Source organism: Niveispirillum irakense DSM 11586, from assembly GCF_000429645.1.
GTDB lineage: Bacteria > Pseudomonadota > Alphaproteobacteria > Azospirillales > Azospirillaceae > Niveispirillum > Niveispirillum irakense.
Map to the genome: position 1 here is coordinate 783,023 of NZ_AUCG01000016.1, position 15,966 is coordinate 798,988.

Annotated in this window: 19 protein-coding genes and 1 pseudogene; 10 read left to right on the top strand and 10 right to left on the bottom strand. The window is 65.6% G+C overall.

All coding sequences use genetic code 11. The features are described 5' to 3' along the window. Positions 1–24 precede the first annotated feature (24 nt). The gene (locus G473_RS30980) at positions 25–345 is read left to right on the top strand and encodes a putative quinol monooxygenase (protein WP_084437688.1); all 321 of its coding nucleotides are present in this window, start codon (positions 25–27) and stop codon (positions 343–345) included. 253 nt (positions 346–598) lie between these two features. Here the strand turns inward: G473_RS30980 and G473_RS25575 are convergent. Beyond that, positions 599–1,102: pseudogene (locus tag G473_RS25575) on the bottom strand (RluA family pseudouridine synthase); the annotation flags it as partial. Between the two features lie 84 nt (positions 1,103–1,186). Then, positions 1,187–2,170, bottom strand: a complete 984-nt coding sequence (meaB, locus tag G473_RS0107220; RefSeq protein ID WP_029012551.1) for a methylmalonyl Co-A mutase-associated GTPase MeaB — start codon at positions 2,168–2,170, stop codon at positions 1,187–1,189. Positions 2,171–2,375: 205 nt separating this feature from the next. Here meaB and G473_RS0107225 point away from each other — a divergent pair, with 205 nt between their 5' ends. Beyond that, a complete protein-coding gene (locus tag G473_RS0107225; RefSeq protein WP_154667289.1) occupies positions 2,376–2,732 on the top strand; it encodes a PilZ domain-containing protein in 357 nt (118 codons plus the stop codon). 24 nt (positions 2,733–2,756) lie between these two features. Here the strand turns inward: G473_RS0107225 and G473_RS0107230 are convergent, their stop codons facing one another. Beyond that, a complete protein-coding gene (locus tag G473_RS0107230) occupies positions 2,757–3,524 on the bottom strand; it encodes a pyrimidine 5'-nucleotidase (protein WP_035705541.1) in 768 nt (255 codons plus the stop codon). Between the two features lie 108 nt (positions 3,525–3,632). On the opposite strand from G473_RS0107230, the gene G473_RS0107235 reads away from it, so the two are divergent. The 4 genes from G473_RS0107235 (at position 3,633) to G473_RS0107250 (ending at position 8,496) form a co-directional block, all read left to right on the top strand. Continuing rightward, positions 3,633–5,309 (top strand): sensor domain-containing diguanylate cyclase, encoded by a 1,677-nt coding sequence (locus G473_RS0107235; RefSeq protein WP_029012554.1) that lies wholly within the window; start codon positions 3,633–3,635, stop codon positions 5,307–5,309. 12 nt (positions 5,310–5,321) lie between these two features. After that, entirely contained in the window at positions 5,322–6,605 is a 1,284-nt protein-coding gene (locus G473_RS0107240; RefSeq protein ID WP_029012555.1) for a DUF2336 domain-containing protein, read from the top strand. Positions 6,606–6,608: 3 nt separating this feature from the next. Next, complete coding sequence (locus G473_RS0107245) at positions 6,609–7,862, top strand: CCA tRNA nucleotidyltransferase (RefSeq protein WP_051329960.1); 1,254 nt, start codon at positions 6,609–6,611, stop codon at positions 7,860–7,862. Between the two features lie 82 nt (positions 7,863–7,944). Further along, positions 7,945–8,496, top strand: coding sequence for a DUF924 family protein (locus G473_RS0107250; protein ID WP_029012557.1), 552 nt, complete (start codon positions 7,945–7,947; stop codon positions 8,494–8,496). A gap of 36 nt (positions 8,497–8,532) precedes the next feature. On the opposite strand, the gene G473_RS0107255 is transcribed toward G473_RS0107250, so the two are convergent. From G473_RS0107255 to pyrF, 3 genes are read right to left on the bottom strand one after another with little or no spacing between them, the layout of a single operon-like run. Then, entirely contained in the window at positions 8,533–9,084 is a 552-nt protein-coding gene (locus tag G473_RS0107255; protein ID WP_029012558.1) for a GNAT family N-acetyltransferase, read from the bottom strand. Further along, positions 9,081–9,752: a phosphoribosylanthranilate isomerase gene (locus G473_RS0107260; protein ID WP_029012559.1), complete on the bottom strand. Its 672-nt coding sequence runs from the start codon at positions 9,750–9,752 to the stop codon at positions 9,081–9,083. Before G473_RS0107260 ends, G473_RS0107255 begins: the two co-directional genes overlap by 4 nt. After that, positions 9,749–10,465, bottom strand: coding sequence for an orotidine-5'-phosphate decarboxylase (gene pyrF, locus G473_RS0107265; RefSeq protein WP_029012560.1), 717 nt, complete (start codon positions 10,463–10,465; stop codon positions 9,749–9,751). Before pyrF ends, G473_RS0107260 begins: the two co-directional genes overlap by 4 nt. Positions 10,466–10,621: 156 nt before the next feature. On the opposite strand from pyrF, the gene G473_RS0107270 reads away from it, so the two are divergent. Next, the gene (locus G473_RS0107270; protein WP_029012561.1) at positions 10,622–11,218 is read left to right on the top strand and encodes a DUF2889 domain-containing protein; all 597 of its coding nucleotides are present in this window, start codon (positions 10,622–10,624) and stop codon (positions 11,216–11,218) included. Between the two features lie 105 nt (positions 11,219–11,323). Here G473_RS0107270 and G473_RS25580 read toward each other — a convergent pair whose 3' ends face one another. Together G473_RS25580 and G473_RS0107280 are read right to left on the bottom strand one after the other, a co-directional pair. Then, positions 11,324–11,680 carry a ribbon-helix-helix domain-containing protein gene (locus G473_RS25580; protein WP_051329961.1) on the bottom strand — a complete coding sequence of 119 codons (357 nt, stop codon included), beginning with the start codon at positions 11,678–11,680 and terminating at the stop codon, positions 11,324–11,326. A gap of 194 nt (positions 11,681–11,874) precedes the next feature. Next, positions 11,875–12,297 (bottom strand): metallopeptidase family protein, encoded by a 423-nt coding sequence (locus G473_RS0107280; protein WP_029012562.1) that lies wholly within the window; start codon positions 12,295–12,297, stop codon positions 11,875–11,877. Positions 12,298–12,412: 115 nt separating this feature from the next. Between G473_RS0107280 and G473_RS0107285 the strand changes: the two genes are divergently transcribed. Next, positions 12,413–12,721 (top strand): 4a-hydroxytetrahydrobiopterin dehydratase, encoded by a 309-nt coding sequence (locus G473_RS0107285; protein ID WP_029012563.1) that lies wholly within the window; start codon positions 12,413–12,415, stop codon positions 12,719–12,721. A 12-nt stretch (positions 12,722–12,733) separates the two neighbouring features. Here the strand turns inward: G473_RS0107285 and G473_RS29080 are convergent, their stop codons facing one another. Continuing rightward, the gene (locus tag G473_RS29080; RefSeq protein ID WP_154667290.1) at positions 12,734–13,384 is read right to left on the bottom strand and encodes a TetR/AcrR family transcriptional regulator; all 651 of its coding nucleotides are present in this window, start codon (positions 13,382–13,384) and stop codon (positions 12,734–12,736) included. Positions 13,385–13,611: 227 nt separating this feature from the next. On the opposite strand from G473_RS29080, the gene G473_RS0107295 reads away from it, so the two are divergent. Continuing rightward, positions 13,612–14,457, top strand: coding sequence for a SirB1 family protein (locus tag G473_RS0107295; protein WP_035705547.1), 846 nt, complete (start codon positions 13,612–13,614; stop codon positions 14,455–14,457). Between the two features lie 89 nt (positions 14,458–14,546). Then, positions 14,547–15,500, top strand: a complete 954-nt coding sequence (gshB, locus tag G473_RS0107300; protein WP_029012565.1) for a glutathione synthase — start codon at positions 14,547–14,549, stop codon at positions 15,498–15,500. 190 nt (positions 15,501–15,690) lie between these two features. Here gshB and G473_RS0107305 read toward each other — a convergent pair. After that, the coding region (locus tag G473_RS0107305) for an IS110 family transposase (protein ID WP_029012566.1) at positions 15,691–15,966 on the bottom strand (276 nt) is incomplete at its 5' end.

Genomic DNA, 15,966 nt, shown 5'->3' on the forward strand with positions numbered 1-15,966 from the left:
TCATCAAGCAAAGGGTTTTGAGAAATGGAACGTGAAGGCCGCCTGATCCGCCTGGAAATCGTCCGCACCCATCTGGATGGGTTTCTGGAGGCGATGGGCGCCAATGTCCTGGCCAGCCGGCAGGAACCGGGCAATTTCGCTTTCGGCCTTGCCCGGTCCCTGACGGAGGAACAGCCGGACGGCCCCGCCATCTTCTATGTATGGGAAGAATTCACCGACGCGGCGGCTTTCGCCCAGCACCACGCCTCGCCCCATTTCCTGGCTTTCCAGGCTTGGCAGAAGGCGCAGCCGGATGGGGTGATCGTGCGCCGGGGGCTGGTGACGGTGCCGCTGCTGCGGGATTGATATCGCCTTCCGGTGCTGCTTGCCGGGGCGGGGGCGGCGGCGGGTTCAGCGTTGCCGGATCTTCCCCCGCCCAGCCGCAGGCCAGCAGGGCGGCGCGCATATGGGGCGGCACCGGGGCCGTTACCGTCACCGGGTCCTTGGTGGCCTGGATGGGCACGGTGATGGCGCGCGACAGCAGGTGCAGCGGTTCTCCGTCCCGCCGGCCGGCATAGATCGGGTCGCCCAGCACCGGGCAGCCCAGTGACTGGCAATGGACCCGGATCTGATGGGTGCGCCCGGTCTTGGGGTTCAGTTCCAGCCAGGCAATGGGGCCGATGCCCGGCAAATCCCCCCGCCCGCGCACCCGCCATATGGTGACCGACGCTTGGCCCCCCTCCCGGTCGCCCACCATGCGCCAGCCGCGCTTGGCATCGCTGATCTTGGTCAAGGGCAGGTCGATCTTGCCGCTATTATCGGCGGGCTGGCCGGCAACCACGGCCCAGTAGGTCTTGGCCACTCGCCCTTCCTGGAACAGGATACCCAGTTTGCGCAGCGCCTTGGGGTGGCGGCCCAGCACCAGACAGCCAGCCGTGTCCCGGTCCAGCCGGTGGGCCAGGGATGGCGGATTGGGAAAGCCGAAGCGCAGCGCATCGAAATGGCGTTCCAGATTGTCGCCATCGCCCGGCCCGGCATGCACGGCAATGCCGGCCGGCTTGTCCAGCACCAACATCAGCCCGTCGCGATAGAGCAGGCGGGCAAGCAGATCATCTTCATTCATGACCGGGCTTTAGCATGGATTGCACCGGCTGCGTAGGCGGCTTGGGCGCATCCATGGCCCGCGGTTGGAAAACCGTTTGGCCGTTCACGGACGGAACAGGTCCAGCAGGCGCCGGGCTGCGGCGCCCGGTGTGGTGGTGCCGGCTGCGGCGGCCTTTTCCAGCCCTGGCAACTCCGCCCGCACGGCGGGGTCGCGGCGGAAAGCGTCCAGCAGATTGTCCTGGATCTCGCTCCACATCCAGGCACGGGCCTGATCGGCCCGGCGGCGGGTGATGTCGCCATTGGCCCCCAGCGTGTCGCGATAGGTGCCGATCATCTGCCATATCCGGTCGATGCCCTGTTGCAACAGGGCGGAACAGGACAGGACCGGCACACGCCAGGACGGGTTGGTGGGGCGCAGCATGGACAGGGCATGGCGATATTCCGCCTCCGCATGGCGGGCGGCGGCGGCCAGATCGCCATCGGCCTTGTTGACCACGATCAGGTCGGCCAGTTCCACAATGCCCTTCTTGATGCCCTGCAGTTCATCCCCGCCGGCGGGCGGCAGCAGCAGCAGGAACAGGTCCACCATATCGGCTACTGCCGTTTCCGACTGGCCCACCCCCACCGTCTCAACGATCACCACATCAAAACCGGCGGCCTCCACCAGCAGCATCGCTTCCCGCGTGCGGCGGGCGACGCCGCCCAGGGTGCCACCCGCCGGTGAGGGCCGGATGAAGGCCAGCGGGTTGCGCGACAACAGCTCCATCCGCGTCTTGTCGCCCAGGATGGACCCGCCGGTGCGCTGGCTGGTCGGGTCGATGGCCAGCACGGCCACCTTATGGCCCTGGCCGATCACATGCAGGCCGAACGCCTCAATGAAGGTGGATTTACCCACGCCGGGCACGCCGGAAATGCCGATCCGCACGGCTCTCCCCGTATGGGGCAGCAATGCTGCCAGCAAATCGGCGGCCTGGGCGCGATGGTCGGGCCGCGTGCTTTCCACCAGAGTGATGGCCTGCGCCAGCGCCCGGCGGTCCCCCCGGCGCAGCCGGTCGGCAAGATCGGTTGGGGGCAGGGCATCAGGCATGGCGGGGTCCGGGCTCACACTATCCATCGGGCAGGTGCCAGTGTGGGCAAAGGGGGCCCCTTAAGTCAAACGTGCAAGCCGCCGCATGGCCATGCCCCGGTCGCCGACTACCCCTTATGGATATGTGGCGTCGGTGTCGGTTTGCCAGGACCCCGGTATATGAGAGTCTGGCAGGTGAGACAGTGAGACAAGCCCGGTCATGGTGATGACGGTCAATCCCCCACCCCCTGATGTGGTGCCGCCCGCATCCCGGCCTTCCTGGCTGGCCCGGCTGTTTGGCCGGGACCGGCGACGGGCGGCGCGTCAATCCGCCACCGGCCTGACGGTCATGCTGAATGGGCAGGCCATGGCCCTGGCGGACATTGGCGCAACGGGTATGTGCGTTATCGGGTACCGGGGACTGCTGGCGCCGCAGGACCGGTTCGGCTTTGCCCTGGTGATGGACGGGCTGAAGGTGGAAGGCGAGGGCATTGTCGCCTGGCGGCGGGGCGACCGGATGGGGGTCGCCTTCTATGCCCTGACGCCGGAGGCGCGGCTGCTCCTGTCCCGGTTCGCCGGATGAGGGTGGGGGGGCCGGCCCGACCGGTTACAGCCGGCCGGACAGGTCCACCAGCCAGCGCTCCAGATCGTCGATCACATGATGGACATGGGGGCCGGGATTGTGCGGCACCGGCTGCGGCGTGCCCAGATGTTCAGGATGGGAAAATTCGCTTTCCCCCCGGATCCAGACCGTGGTCATGCCCATGGCGGCGGCAGGGGCCAGATTGCGATGCAGATCTTCCACAAACACCGCGCGGGGCGCGTCCACGCCAAACCGGGCGACCATCTCCGTATAGGGGCGGGGGTCGGGTTTGGGCACATAATCGGCGGCGACAATATCGAAGATACCCTGGAAATGCGTGGCCACGCCCAGCCGGGTCATCACATTTTCCGCGTGGCGGACGGAGCCGTTGGTATAAATCAGCTTGCGTCCCGGCAGGGCGCCAATCGCGTTGGCCAGCGCCTGGCTGGGCTGAACCGGCGATACGTCGATATCATGGACATAGTCCAGGAATTCCGCCGGGTCCATGCCATGGTCGATCATCATCCCGCGCAGCGAGGTGCCGTAGCGCAGGTAATAATCCTTCTGCTTGGTGCGCGCTGTCTCCTTATCCATCCCCAGCGTATTGGCGATGAAATCGGTGATGCGCACATCCACCTGGGCAAACAGGTTGCAGCTTGCCGGATAGAGCGTGTTGTCCAGATCGAAGATCCAGGTATCGATATGGGCAAAATGGTCAGGCGCCGGCAGGGTCGGGGACACGGCAGCGGGCGCACGGGGGGCCGGGGCGGCGGAAGGATCAATCTTGGTCATGGCTGCCAAGATGTGATGGAACGTGCCGCACCGCAAGCCCGGTAGACCGCAAGCCGGGACTGCGTTACGACTTTAGGGCGCGAAGCCCATTGGGAGAACCCATTAACCGTGCCTGTTTCCCTTGATACGGTGCCTGATCCTGCCGCTGCGACTGGCTCTTTGCCGTCGTTGCTGGATGGCTGGCCCGGTCCGGCCCTGTGCCTGACCGCTGAAGGTCAGGTGCTGGCTGCCAATGCGGCTGCCCAGACACTGGCCGGCCTGCATGATGGCTGGATGGTGGATTTGACCCGTTGGGTGGCGGCTGGCGGGTCTAGTGGGGAGGCAACGCGGTCGGTACCGGTTGAAACTGGCCATGGGCCTGGGGTGGTGGAATTTACCGCCGCTTTGCTGCCAGGTGCCCTGGTCCTGTGCCTGGGCCGTGATGTGACGCTGGAACGGCGCCTGCGCCACGCATTGACGGAATCGCGGCAGCGTTACAAAGATCTGGTCGATATTTCCTCTGACTTCGCCTGGGAAGTGGGACCGGACGGGCGCTTCGTCTTTGTCTCCGCCGCCGGCGCCATCGGTTATCGCGCCGAGGAACTGGTGGGCCGCCACCCGTCGGAATTTGTGCTGGATGATTTTGTCGACCAGCCGCTGCCCTTCGATACAGGTGTGCCGATTGAACGCACGGAAGTGTGGCTGCGGGCCCGTGACGGGCAGGGCGCCTGCCTGATCTCTTCCGCGGTGCCGCTGCTGGGGCCAGAAGGGGAATGGATCGGCGCGCGTGGTGCCTGCCGGGATATCACCGAAGCGCGGATCAAGGGCATGGAACTGGCCCAGGTTCGCCTGCGGGAAAAATATCTGGGCTATATCGTCTCCTCCACCCGCGATGATGTTGATCCCGGCAAAACGCTGGAGATTGCCGCCGGTGTAGCGGTGAATGCCATTGGTGCCGCGGGGTCCCGCCTGTTCGCCTGTGCCGGCGATGCCTTTGCCGAAGCGGCGGGCCAAGGGAAAATGCCGCCGGATATCATCGCGCATCTTCCCGCCTTCCTGGAAGCGGCTGCCGGTTCAGCCGGGCCCTTGACGACGGAGATGGCGGATTATTGCCTGCTGGCCCGCCGCACCCTGTTCCGGCATGAGGTGAATGGTGTGGTCCTGGCCTGGCGTGACCGTGCCCAGCCCTGGGTGGAGGATGATTGGTCCATGCTGCAGGCCATCGCCGATCAGGTGGGGGTGGCGGTGGCCCAGGCCCGTTACCAGGAACGGCTGAAAACCCTGTCGGAGCGCGATGGCCTCACCGGCCTGTTCAACCGCCGCACCTTCATGGAGATGCTGGAACAGCGGCTGGAGAAGCAGAGGGGCGGCGGGTCGGCCCTGCTTTATTTCGACCTCGACAATTTCAAGGCCGTGAATGACAAGCTGGGACATGGTGCGGGCGACGATGTGTTGCGCGCCGTGGGTGATTTGCTGGCGCGGCTGGCGCGTCCTGCCGATCTGCCCGGCCGGCTGGGCGGGGATGAATTCGCGCTCTGGATCGACCGGGTGGACGAGCAGCAGGCCATGGCCGTGGCCGACCGGCTGCTGCGGGAAGCGGCGGAAATGCTGCGCCCGCTGTCGGCTGGCCCGGACAAACCGCTGGGCGTCTCAATCGGTGTCGCTGTCTATCGCGGCGGGTCGGGAGAGATCGCCCAGGGGCTGGTGGATCGTGGCGATCAGGGCATGTATGGCGCCAAGCGCATGGGCAAGGGCCATCGGGCCCTGGCGCCCGCTTTTGATGACCGCCCAGGAGTGGAAGGGTAAGGCCGGAAGGTCATGACGAACCGACAGACGACGATATTGGATTACGAGGAAGCAAAGCGTCTGGCCGCCAGTACCGATCCGGGCGACCGCCGGACCGTGGCCAGCCGCACCGACACCCAGCCGGAAATCCTGTTCTTCCTGGCCAATGATGCCAGTGCCGAGGTGCGGCGGGAAATTGCCCGCAACAATGCCACCCCGCGCCATGCCGACCTGATCCTGTCCCGCGACCCGGATGAACAGGTGCGCAGCGGGCTGGCGGCCAAGATTGCGGCCCTGGTCCCGACCCTGACTGCTGACCGGGTGGGGCAGATCGAGCGCATGACCCTGGATATTGTGGAGACATTGGCGCGCGATCAGGCGGTTGCCGTCCGCCGCGTTGTGGCGGAAGCACTGAAGGATCAGGCCGGTGCCCCGGCCCATATCATCCAGCAACTGGCCCGTGACCTGGAATTGTCGGTCTGCGGGCCGGTGCTGCGCCATTCCCCCATCCTGACCGATGATGACCTGCTGGACATCATCAATGGCCAGCCGGCGGATGAGCGGCTGGTGGCGATTGCGCAGCGCGCCGGACTGTCCGGCCCCCTTTCTGCCGCCGTGGCGCGGACGGAGAATGAGGCGGCGGTGGCGGCCTTGCTGGGCAATGGTTCCGCCCAGATCCGGGAGGAGACGCTGGACCGGATCGTTGATCTGGCCCCCCGGTTTGAGCCCTGGCACGCGCCCCTGGTGCGCCGTCCCGCCCTGCCGCCGCGGGCAGCGGCGCGCATCGCGGGTTTCGTCAATGACCAGTTGGTGAAGGTGCTGGAAAGCCGGAGCGACCTGCCGGCCACGGTGCGCGATGCCGTCCGCGCCGCTGTGGCGGAAAAGGTGACACCGCGCCCGGCCCCCGCCCCCTTTGCCGGGGCGGAACCGTTGGGCATTGCCGACGAGGATGAGGAGGCCACCCGCGAGCGGCCGGCGGACCGGGCCCGCAAACTGCATGACGCCGGCAAGCTGGACGAGGAGGCCGTGTCCAACGCCCTGACCCAGGGTGACCGCGGCTTTGTGCTGGCGGCGCTGGCGCTTCGTGGCAATGCACCGGCGGAAATCGTGGATAAGATCATCGGCGGGCAGAGCGCGCGGGGCGTGGCGGCCCTGTGCTGGCGGGCCAAGCTGTCCATGCGCTTCTGTCGCCAGATCCAGTTGCGTCTGGCCAATATACCGCCAACATCCGTCCTGAATGCCCGCAATGGCGAAGATTACCCGATGTCGGAAACGGAAATGGTCTGGCAGTTGGAATTTTTCGGCCTGAAGGGCTGAGCCATGGAAGTGGCTTCCCCCCCACCGGAGAGGGCCCTGTCGGCATCGCCCATTGGCGCCATGGCCGGGGAGCCGGCGCGCCGCGTGATGCAGGTGCTGATGCGGTCGGGGCAGGAGGCGCGCTTCATCGGTGGTTGTGTGCGCGATGCGCTGCTGGGCATCCAGGCCGCCGATATCGACATTGCCACCCCGCTGCCCCCGGATGAGGTGATGCGGCGGATGAAGCAGGATGGCATCCGCGTAGTGCCGACCGGGATCGACCATGGCACGGTCACGGCGATCGTGGACCATGTACCGTTTGAGATAACGACCCTGCGCCGGGACGTGGAAACCGATGGCCGTCACGCCAAAGTGGTGTTCACCGATGATTGGCGGGCCGATGCCAGCCGGCGCGATTTTACCATCAATGCCATGTCGCTGACCCCGGAGGGGGAGCTTTACGACCCGTTCGGCGGTCGCGCCGATCTGGAGGCGGGCCGCGTCCGGTTCATCGGTGATGCCCATCAGCGCATCGTGGAGGATGTGCTGCGCATCCTGCGCTTCTTCCGCTTCCATGCCCGTTTCGGCCAGGGGGCGCCGGAGGCCGTCGGGCTGGCGGCCTGCACTGCCCTGGCACCGCTGCTGCCCGGCCTGTCGGGGGAGCGGGTGGCGCAGGAGGTGCTGCGCCTTTTGCAGCAGGACCGCGCAGCGGAAACCTGGCGGTTGATGCTGTCGGCGGGGGTCGTGGCGCAGATCCTGCCCCAAGCCACCCATGTCAACCGGCTGGAGGCACTGGACCGGCTGGAATGGCTGGTGGGGGAGGCAGACCCGATGGCGCATCTGGCCGTGCTGCTGCCGCACAGTCCGGTGGCGGCGGTCGATGTGGCGGTCCGGCTGAAACTGTCGGTCGCACAGCGGGAGCGGCTGGCCGCCCTGGTGGTGCCCACTGTTGATGTCCATCCCGACCTGACCCCGGTCAGCCGCCGGCATGCGCTGCAGAAACTGGGGGCGGACCTGTTCCGCGACCTGCTGCTGATCGCGGCGGCTGATCGCGGCACCCCAGCCCCCTATCTGCTGGAAGCACTGGCGGAAGCGGCCTGCTGGGTGCGGGTCGAGTTTCCGTTGAAAGGCCGTGACGCGCTGGCGCTGGGCGTGCCGCCAGGGCCGGGGGTGGGGCTTTTGCTGGCCGGTGTGGAAGGATGGTGGGCGGCGCGTGATTATCGTCCTGGCCGGGAGGATTGCCTGGAGGAACTGCGCCGGCGCATCGCCGCTTCATGATGTTTCCGGTCCAGGGGTGAAAAACGCTGGCGCCATACCAACCTGTTCATCATCACGGAAGATAGGATGAAGGAGATGGTGGATGGCTGCCGATAGCGCGATGGTCCTGGATTTCTGGTTCGGCCCGCAGGCCGGGCCTGCCGCCTGGTTCAATGGCGAGGAGGCTTTTGACCGGCTGGTGGCGGAACGGCTGGGCGCCCTGCATGAACAGGCGGCATCCGGCGATCTTGCGGGCTGGGCCGGTGATGGCGACGGGGCGCTGGCCCTGTGCATCCTGCTGGATCAGGTGCCGCGCAACATCTTCCGGGGTACGGCGCGGGCCTTCGCCACCGATGCGGCGGCCCTGGATGTGGCCAGGAAAGCGGTGGCTGCCGGCATGGACCTGCCCATGACGGAAGACCGGCGCGCCTTTTTCTATCTGCCTTTCGAGCATGCGGAGGCGATGGAGGAACAACGGACGGCGGTGCGTCTGTTCGCAGGGCGCACGACAAACCCGGTCTATCTGGATTATGCCTGCCGCCATCTGGTGGTGATCGCGGAATTCGGCCGCTTCCCCCACCGCAACCCCCTCCTGGGTCGCGACAGCACGCCAGAGGAGCAGGAATATCTGGCCCGGCCGGGGGCGGGGTTCTGATACTTGTGCGGAGCGGACACTGACGTGCCGGCGGGATCAGTCCCCTGTCAGGGGACCGCGCAGGCGGCCCATGGCGACGGTTTCCACATAGCGGCCGTCGCGGAAGGCATAATCAGGCATCCGCCCTTCCTCCTGGAAACCAAACCGCTGATAAAGCGCGATGGCGCGGTGATTATCGGCAAAGACGGTCAGTTCCACCCGCCTTATATCCAGCCACCGGTCGGCGGCGTCCAGCAGCGCATCCAGCAGGGCAGCGCCAATCCCCTTGCCCTGATGGGCATCATGCACGGCGATGCCCAGGCTGGCGCAATGGCGCCGGCGGCCACCTGCCCGTGTCAGATCGGCGGAACCGACCAGTTCCCCACCCAGCAAGGCCACGATGGCCAGATCGTCGCGCGATGCCTTTTCCAGCCAGGCGCGTGTGGCTGCCGGGTCGGGGAAGGGCGGGCGCAGCGTGCCGTGCCGCACCAGGGGCAGCGCGGTCATCGCCGTCATCGCGTCGGCATCTTCCACCCGGCGGGCACGCAGCCACAGGCCGGGCGGACCCAGGCGGGCAGCGCTGCAGCCGGGCGGCGGGGTGGTTGTCATGGCTCTGGCCGATCCTTGGTGCCGGCGGCATCCACAGCGGCCAGGAAAGCCTGGATACGGGCCACGCTTTTCACGCCCGGCCGTTCCTCCACCCCGGAGGAGACATCCACAGCCCTGGCGCCGGTGGCGGCGATGGCGGCGGCGACATTCTCCGGGTCCAGCCCGCCGGACAGCATCCAGGGCTTGTCCCAGCGCCGGCCCGCCAGCAGCGACCAGTCAAAAGACAGGCCATTGCCGCCGGGCAGCGCGTCCTTCAAATCCGCTGGCGGCTTAGCATCGAACAGCAGTAGATCGACAACCGGCTGATAGGCTGCGGCGGCATCCAGGTCGGCGGCGCTGGCGACCTTCACCGCCTTCATTACCGGCAGCCCGTGCTGGGCGCGGATGGCGGCCACCCGTTCCGGCGTCTCCTGGCCGTGAAGCTGGATCATGTCCAGGGGCACATGGCCCCGCACATCCTCCAGCAGCGCGTCCGTCGGATCGACGAACAGGCCCACGGTGCGGGTACCGGTTCCCACCATGCGCGCCAGCTCCGCCGCTGTGCCAATTTCCACATGGCGGGGGGAACGGGGGAAGAAGACGAGGCCAATATAGCGCGCCCCGCCCTGCAGCGCTGCGTTCAGCGCGTCGGGATGGTTGATACCGCAGATTTTTGACTGGATTTTCATGCGCCCAGCTCCGCCGCGATGCGCTGGGCGGCGGCGCGGGGGTCAGGATCGGCCGTGATCGGGCGGCCGATCACCAGCCGGTCAGCCCCGGCGGCGACGGCCTCTGCCGGGCTCATCACCCGCTTCTGGTCGCCCTTGGCGGCCCAGCTTGGCCGGATGCCGGGGATCATCAGGGTGAAATCGGCCGGCAGATCGGCGCGCAGCAGCGCCACCTCCGCCGGGGAGCAGACGACCCCATCCACGCCGCTGGCCTGCGCCATGGCGGCCAGACGGCGCACCTGATCGGCGGCGGGGCCGCGCTGGCCGATGGCGGCCAGATCATCCTCCCCCAGGCTGGTCAGGACGGTGACGGCCAGGATGCGCATGCGCGCAATACCCAGCCGGGCGGCCTCGTCCGCGGCGGCATCGGCAGCGGCGCGCAGCATGTCCGGCCCGCCGCTGGCATGCACGGTCAGGAAGGCGGGGGCCAGGGGGGCGACGCTGCGCACGGCACCGGCCACGGTGTTGGGGATGTCATGCAGCTTCACATCCAGGAACAGGGGCAGGTCGGTGCCTTCCATGGCGGCGCGGATGCCAGCCGGCCCCTGCGCCATGAAAAATTCCAGCCCCAGTTTCACGCCCCCGACCAGCCCGGACAGGTTTTTCGCCATCGCGCGGGCGCCTTCCACCTCCGGCATGTCGAGCGCGACGAAGATACGGTCGGTGGGACGCATGGGAACCTTCTCCAGGATAGGGGCCGGGGCCGGCAATCATCAGGTCTTGATGTAACCCGATTTGCCATGGCGGCGAAGGCTCCCCACCGCATGGGAGGCTTGACCGGCCCTGGCAAGGGTCGCCACCATCGCCCGACCCCACTGCCGGAGACCCCCATGCCGCTTCCCCCGCCCGCCGCCCCGCGCCAGCAGATCCATCGGCGCGATATTACCTGTACCGGGTATCGCCGGGCGGATGGCTTATGGGATATCGAGGGGCATCTGCTGGACCGGCGTGACTATCCGTTTGAAAATCAAAGCCGTGGCGTCGTCCCGCCGGGAGAGCCGGTGCATGAGATGTGGATCAGGCTGACGGTGGACGACCGGCTGGAAGTGCGGGCGGTGGATGTGGCCACCGACCATGCGCCATTCCCTGTCTGTCCGGCCATCCTGCCCAATTTTCAGCGTCTGATCGGGCTGCGCATCGCCAGCGGCTGGACCGCTGCCGTCAAGGAACGGCTGGGCGGTGTCCAGGGCTGCACCCATCTGGTGGAATTGCTGGGGCCGGTGGCGACATCGGCCTTCCAGACCATCGGCCCCCTGCTGGATCAGGAGCGGCAGGCCAGCCGAACTGCCGCCCGTGCGCGCGGCGAAGCGCTTCCCCCCTATCCCCGTCCGCCGGTGATCAATACCTGCCACGCGCTGATCAGCGGCAGCGAGGCCGTGCGTCACCGCTGGCCGGAATGGGAGGGGGAAAATACCAACTCCCCATGAAAAACACTCACCGGGCGTTGGCACGGCGGCGAGAGCCGCCGTGCGCCGCAGATCCAAGGCGTGATTATGCGTAATTCACGGTTTGGTCGTACCGGTCGGGAGTGATCAGGCAGCTTTCTTCAAAAGCGTATTCAAGGCGATGTCGATAATATCAACATCCCCCTGGCCATGCCCGGCCTTGCGGTGCCCGTCTTCCGTGGAAGACATGCGATAATAATTGACCAGAAAAACCCGGATTGCTGCCGTCAGCGACGCGGCGGACGGCTTGGATTCCACGATCCGGTTACAGATATCGTGGACGGAATGCTTTTCCCGATCAGCCACATCGGCCAGGGCGTCCCACATTTCCGGTTCCATGCGCAGGCTGGTGCGCTTGCCCAGAACGGTGACATTGCGGATGAGCAGGGTGCTGCTGCCTTCTGGCAGGCCAGAACCGGTAAATCTCTTGGAACGTGGCGGCAAAACAGGTCTCCCTTGGCAAGGGGGGATTGGCGGATGGCGCCATTCAGGGCCGCCATCCGCATATATCAATATGCCAAGGCATATGACCTGTTCAATCCAAAACATGCGCGGGTCAGAAGAATAATGGGCGGGATACGCAACCAGCCGCCGATCCGCTGTATATCTTGCCAGTAACTGTTTGTAGCCTGCTGGCTCTATTCATCCGTCTGCTGGTCGCTGGCACCCTCCAGCGCCTCCATATCGTCATCGCTGAAGCCGAAATGGTGGCCGATCTCATGGATCAGGACGTGGCGCACCAGATGGGTCAGGTCTTCTCCCGTTTCGCACCAGTAATCCAGGATCGGCCGGCGATAGAGGAAGATCAGGTCCGGTTCCAGCCTTGGGTGGGTGACGCTTTGCCAGGGCATGCCCACCCCCTGGTAGAGGCCCAGCAGGTCAAACGGGCTTTCCAGCCCCATCTCCCTTTCCGTCTCTTCGTCGGGGAAATCTTCCACCCGGATCAGCACATTGCGCACATGCTGGCGCAGGGCTTCCGGGATGGAAGCGGCCGCACGGTCGGCGATGGCCTCCATCTCGGCAAGGGAGGGGGCGGTGGTGAAACGGCGCAGTGATGTCATGACACCTGCCTGATTGCGGCGAAAGGGGAAGGGGGCCTTGAGAGAGGCCGCTTGACGGGTGCGGCGCGTCAGGCCACCTATCGGGGAGAAATGGGGATTGTCAGGCGAGGATGAAATGGCAAATGAGCGTCAAAAGCCGGTGCGGCTGGATCAGGCGGCATTGGATCAGGCCTTGGCGGGCTTGCCGGGCTGGCAGGTCCGGGCCGATGGGCTGGCCATCACCCGCCGCTTCAGCTTTGCGGATTTCAACCGGGCTTTTGCCTTCATGACGCGCGTGGCCCTGCTGGCGGAAAAGCGCGACCACCATCCGGAATGGTTCAATGTCTATGGCACTGTGGATGTGACATTGACCACCCATGATGCCGGCGGCATTTCTGCCCTGGATATCGAGATGGCCAGCTTCATGGATCGTGCCGCGGGATGAAGCGGCAATGCCTCAAGCGCTGGCGGGCAATCCCCAATAATTTTGGATCAGCCGCTTGAACTCCGCCAGCAGGCGCTGTTTCAGGGCAGGAGCCTCGACTGGCTCAGCGGCAGGCAGCACGGCCAGCGCCTGCAGGAACTGCCAGGTCAGATGGTGCCCCATCTCAAACTTCACCGGGTCGGCTTCCAGGAAGCTGCCATAGATGGATTTCGCCGCCTCTTCCCAGCGGCGGGCGAATTCCTGCTTGGCGGCTTCCATGATCGGACGCAGTTCAGGATCGGTGCGGGCCGCGGCATCCAGTTCCTTCCATACCACCAGCAGCGGATGGTGGGCGGCGTTCCACAGGGCGTCGATCCCCTGTTCCAACGCCTCGCCCCCCTGTGTCGGCAGCTTGCGGGCGATGGTCTCGAACTCTGTGATCACGCGGTGGGTGATGTGGTCCACCGTGCCATGCAGCACTGACGGCGTGGTGGGGAAGTAATATTGCACCGCCCCCCGTGTCACCCGTGCCTGCTTCGCGATCTCTGATGTGGTGGTGCGGTGGTAGCCGATTTCCTGAAAGCAGCGTATCGCCGCCTCCAGGATACGGGCGTGGGTGGCAATACTTTTCGGCGTCTGGCGAACGCGGCTTTCCACCTTGTCCCGCGAGGCATCATTGTTCATCTGGCCGGCCTGCACCTTGTTTCCTGACCATTGCCCGATCCGTATATCGGAATGATTGTCTTTTACGGGAGAAAGGGGTAGCGGGGCAACAGGCTGATCAGGGTGATGCGCTTCCTGCTCGACACTTCTGCCCCGGCTGCGCTATGGGGGAGGCGTCTTTCGCACGACCTTCGGCCCATCGATCCGCGATGGCCGAGTTGCAGGGGAGCTTGTATCCGCCCGTGACGATGCGCCAACAGGCCCTGGACCTTCTGCGCCTTATCGGCACTGTCGAGGATGATGCCATCGACGTGGCCGAAGCGGCCCTTGCCCTGGCGGTGCTGGATAATCCGGTGCCCGATCTCGCCCCCTATCGCGCCCATCTGGCGCAACTGGCCGCTGATCTGGCGGCGCGGGTGGCGGCAGCGGCGGCACCGCTTGATCTGGCTGACCGCATCGCCCTGCTGGGGGCCGTGCTGACGGAGCAGCATGGCTACCAGGGCGATACCGAAACCTATGCCGACCTGCAGAATGCCAACCTGATCCGGGTGATCGACCGGCGGCGCGGCCTGCCGGTGACGCTGGGCATCCTGATGATCCATATGGCACGCGCCCAGGGCTGGCTGGTGCAGGGGCTGGGCTTTCCCGGCCATTTCCTGATCCGGCTGGTCCATGATGGCCACCGTGCCATTCTGGACCCGTTTGCCGGTGGTACGGTGTGCGAGCCACAGACCCTGCGGGAATTGCTGAAACAGACCGCCGGGCTGGAAGCGGAGCTGAGCCCGGATCATTACGCACCCGTTTCAAACCGGGACATATTGGTCCGGCTGCAAAACAATCTGAAACTCCGCCATCTGGGCGCCGATCTGCCGGAACAGGCCCTGGCAGTCGTGGAGAATATGCTGCTGTTCGCCCCCGATCTGCCGCCGCTCTGGCGGGAGGCGGGGCTGCTGCATGCCCATCTGGGCCACCTGGGCCAAGCCATCCGCGCCTTTGAGAATTTCATGGAAACCGGCCGTCGCCGGGGGGCTTCCGACCAACTGCTTCAACATACGGCGCACTTGATCCAGCAGCTTCGGACGCGGTTGAACTGATCCCTGTGACCGGGCGCACGGCGTCCGGCCCGCTTTCCCGCTTCATTCTTTGCCAACAGCCTGCTTCGCCCGGAAAGAGACGTGATGCCATGACCCTGAAGGTCGCCATTCAGATGGACCCGATCCAGTCCATCAATATCGACACTGACAGCACCTTCATGATGGCGCTGGAAGCGCAGCGGCGTGGCCATGAATTGTGGCATTACCATCCGCGCGATCTGGCCCTGCGCGGCAATAAGCTGTTCGCCCGTGTCAGCCCGGTATCGGTGCGGCGGGTGCGGGGTGATCATTTCACTCTCGGCACGTCGGAGATCATCGACCTGTCGACCATGGATCTGGTGCTGATGCGCCAGGACCCGCCCTTTGACATGGCCTATATCACCGCCACCCATCTGCTGGAACATATCCACCCCAAGACCCTGGTGGTGAATGACCCGGCCTCCGTGCGCAACGCGCCGGAAAAGCTGTTCGTCACCCATTTTCCCGAATTGATGCCGCCGACCGTCATCACCTCTTCCAAAGAGGAAGTGCTGGCCGCCCGCGCGGAATGGAAGGACATCATCGTCAAGCCCCTGTTCGGCAATGGCGGGGCCGGTGTGTTTCACGTGAAGCCGGATGATGAGAATCTGGGTGCGCTGCTGGAAACCTTCACCCAGCTCTATCGCGAGCCGGTGATCGTGCAGAAATATCTGCCGGAAATCCGCCAGGGCGATAAGCGCATCATCCTGATCGACGGCAAGCCGGCGGGCGCGGTTTCCCGCATCCCGCAGGAAGGGGAGGCGCGGGCCAATTTTCATGCCGGTGGCAGTGCCGGCAAGACCGTGCTGACCCGCCGGGAACAGGAAATCTGTGAAGCGATCGGGCCGACCCTGCGTCAGCAGGGGCTGATCTTTGTCGGGATCGACGTGATCGGGGATTATCTGACAGAAATCAATGTCACCAGCCCGACCGGCATCCAGGAGATCAACAAGCTGGATGGCTCTGCCCTCGAATCGGTGCTGTGGGACGCGATGGAAGCGCGCTTCGCCGCCACGCGCGGGTGAGACCGGCTGCTGCTGGCGGCCATTATATTATACCAATCCGCCGAGGGTTTGACCCTTGGCGGATTGGAGGGCGGCGACCGCCGACCCGCGCCACGTGGCGCGTAGCTAAGGGCGCGGATGCGCCCGCCCGGCGCCTGAGGGAGCGCAAAATTTCCCTGGATCGGTCACGATCAAGATACCGTGTTTGCAGTCAAGCGGGTTTGAAGGGTGTGCGTGTTTTCAGGACGCCGTAGGCGATGACCAAGAGCTTTCTGGCGACGGCGACGAGGATTGCTTTTGGTGCCTTGCCGTTTTCCATCAGCCTGTCGGCAAAGGCCTTCAGGACGGGATTATGGCGTCTGGCGGACAGGGCGCACATGTAGAGGACGGCGCGGACCCTGGGGTTGCCGACCCTGCTGATGTGGGCTCGACGGTTTACGGAACTGCCGGACTGATGGTCTCTTGGGTCCAGCCCGACGAAGGCGGT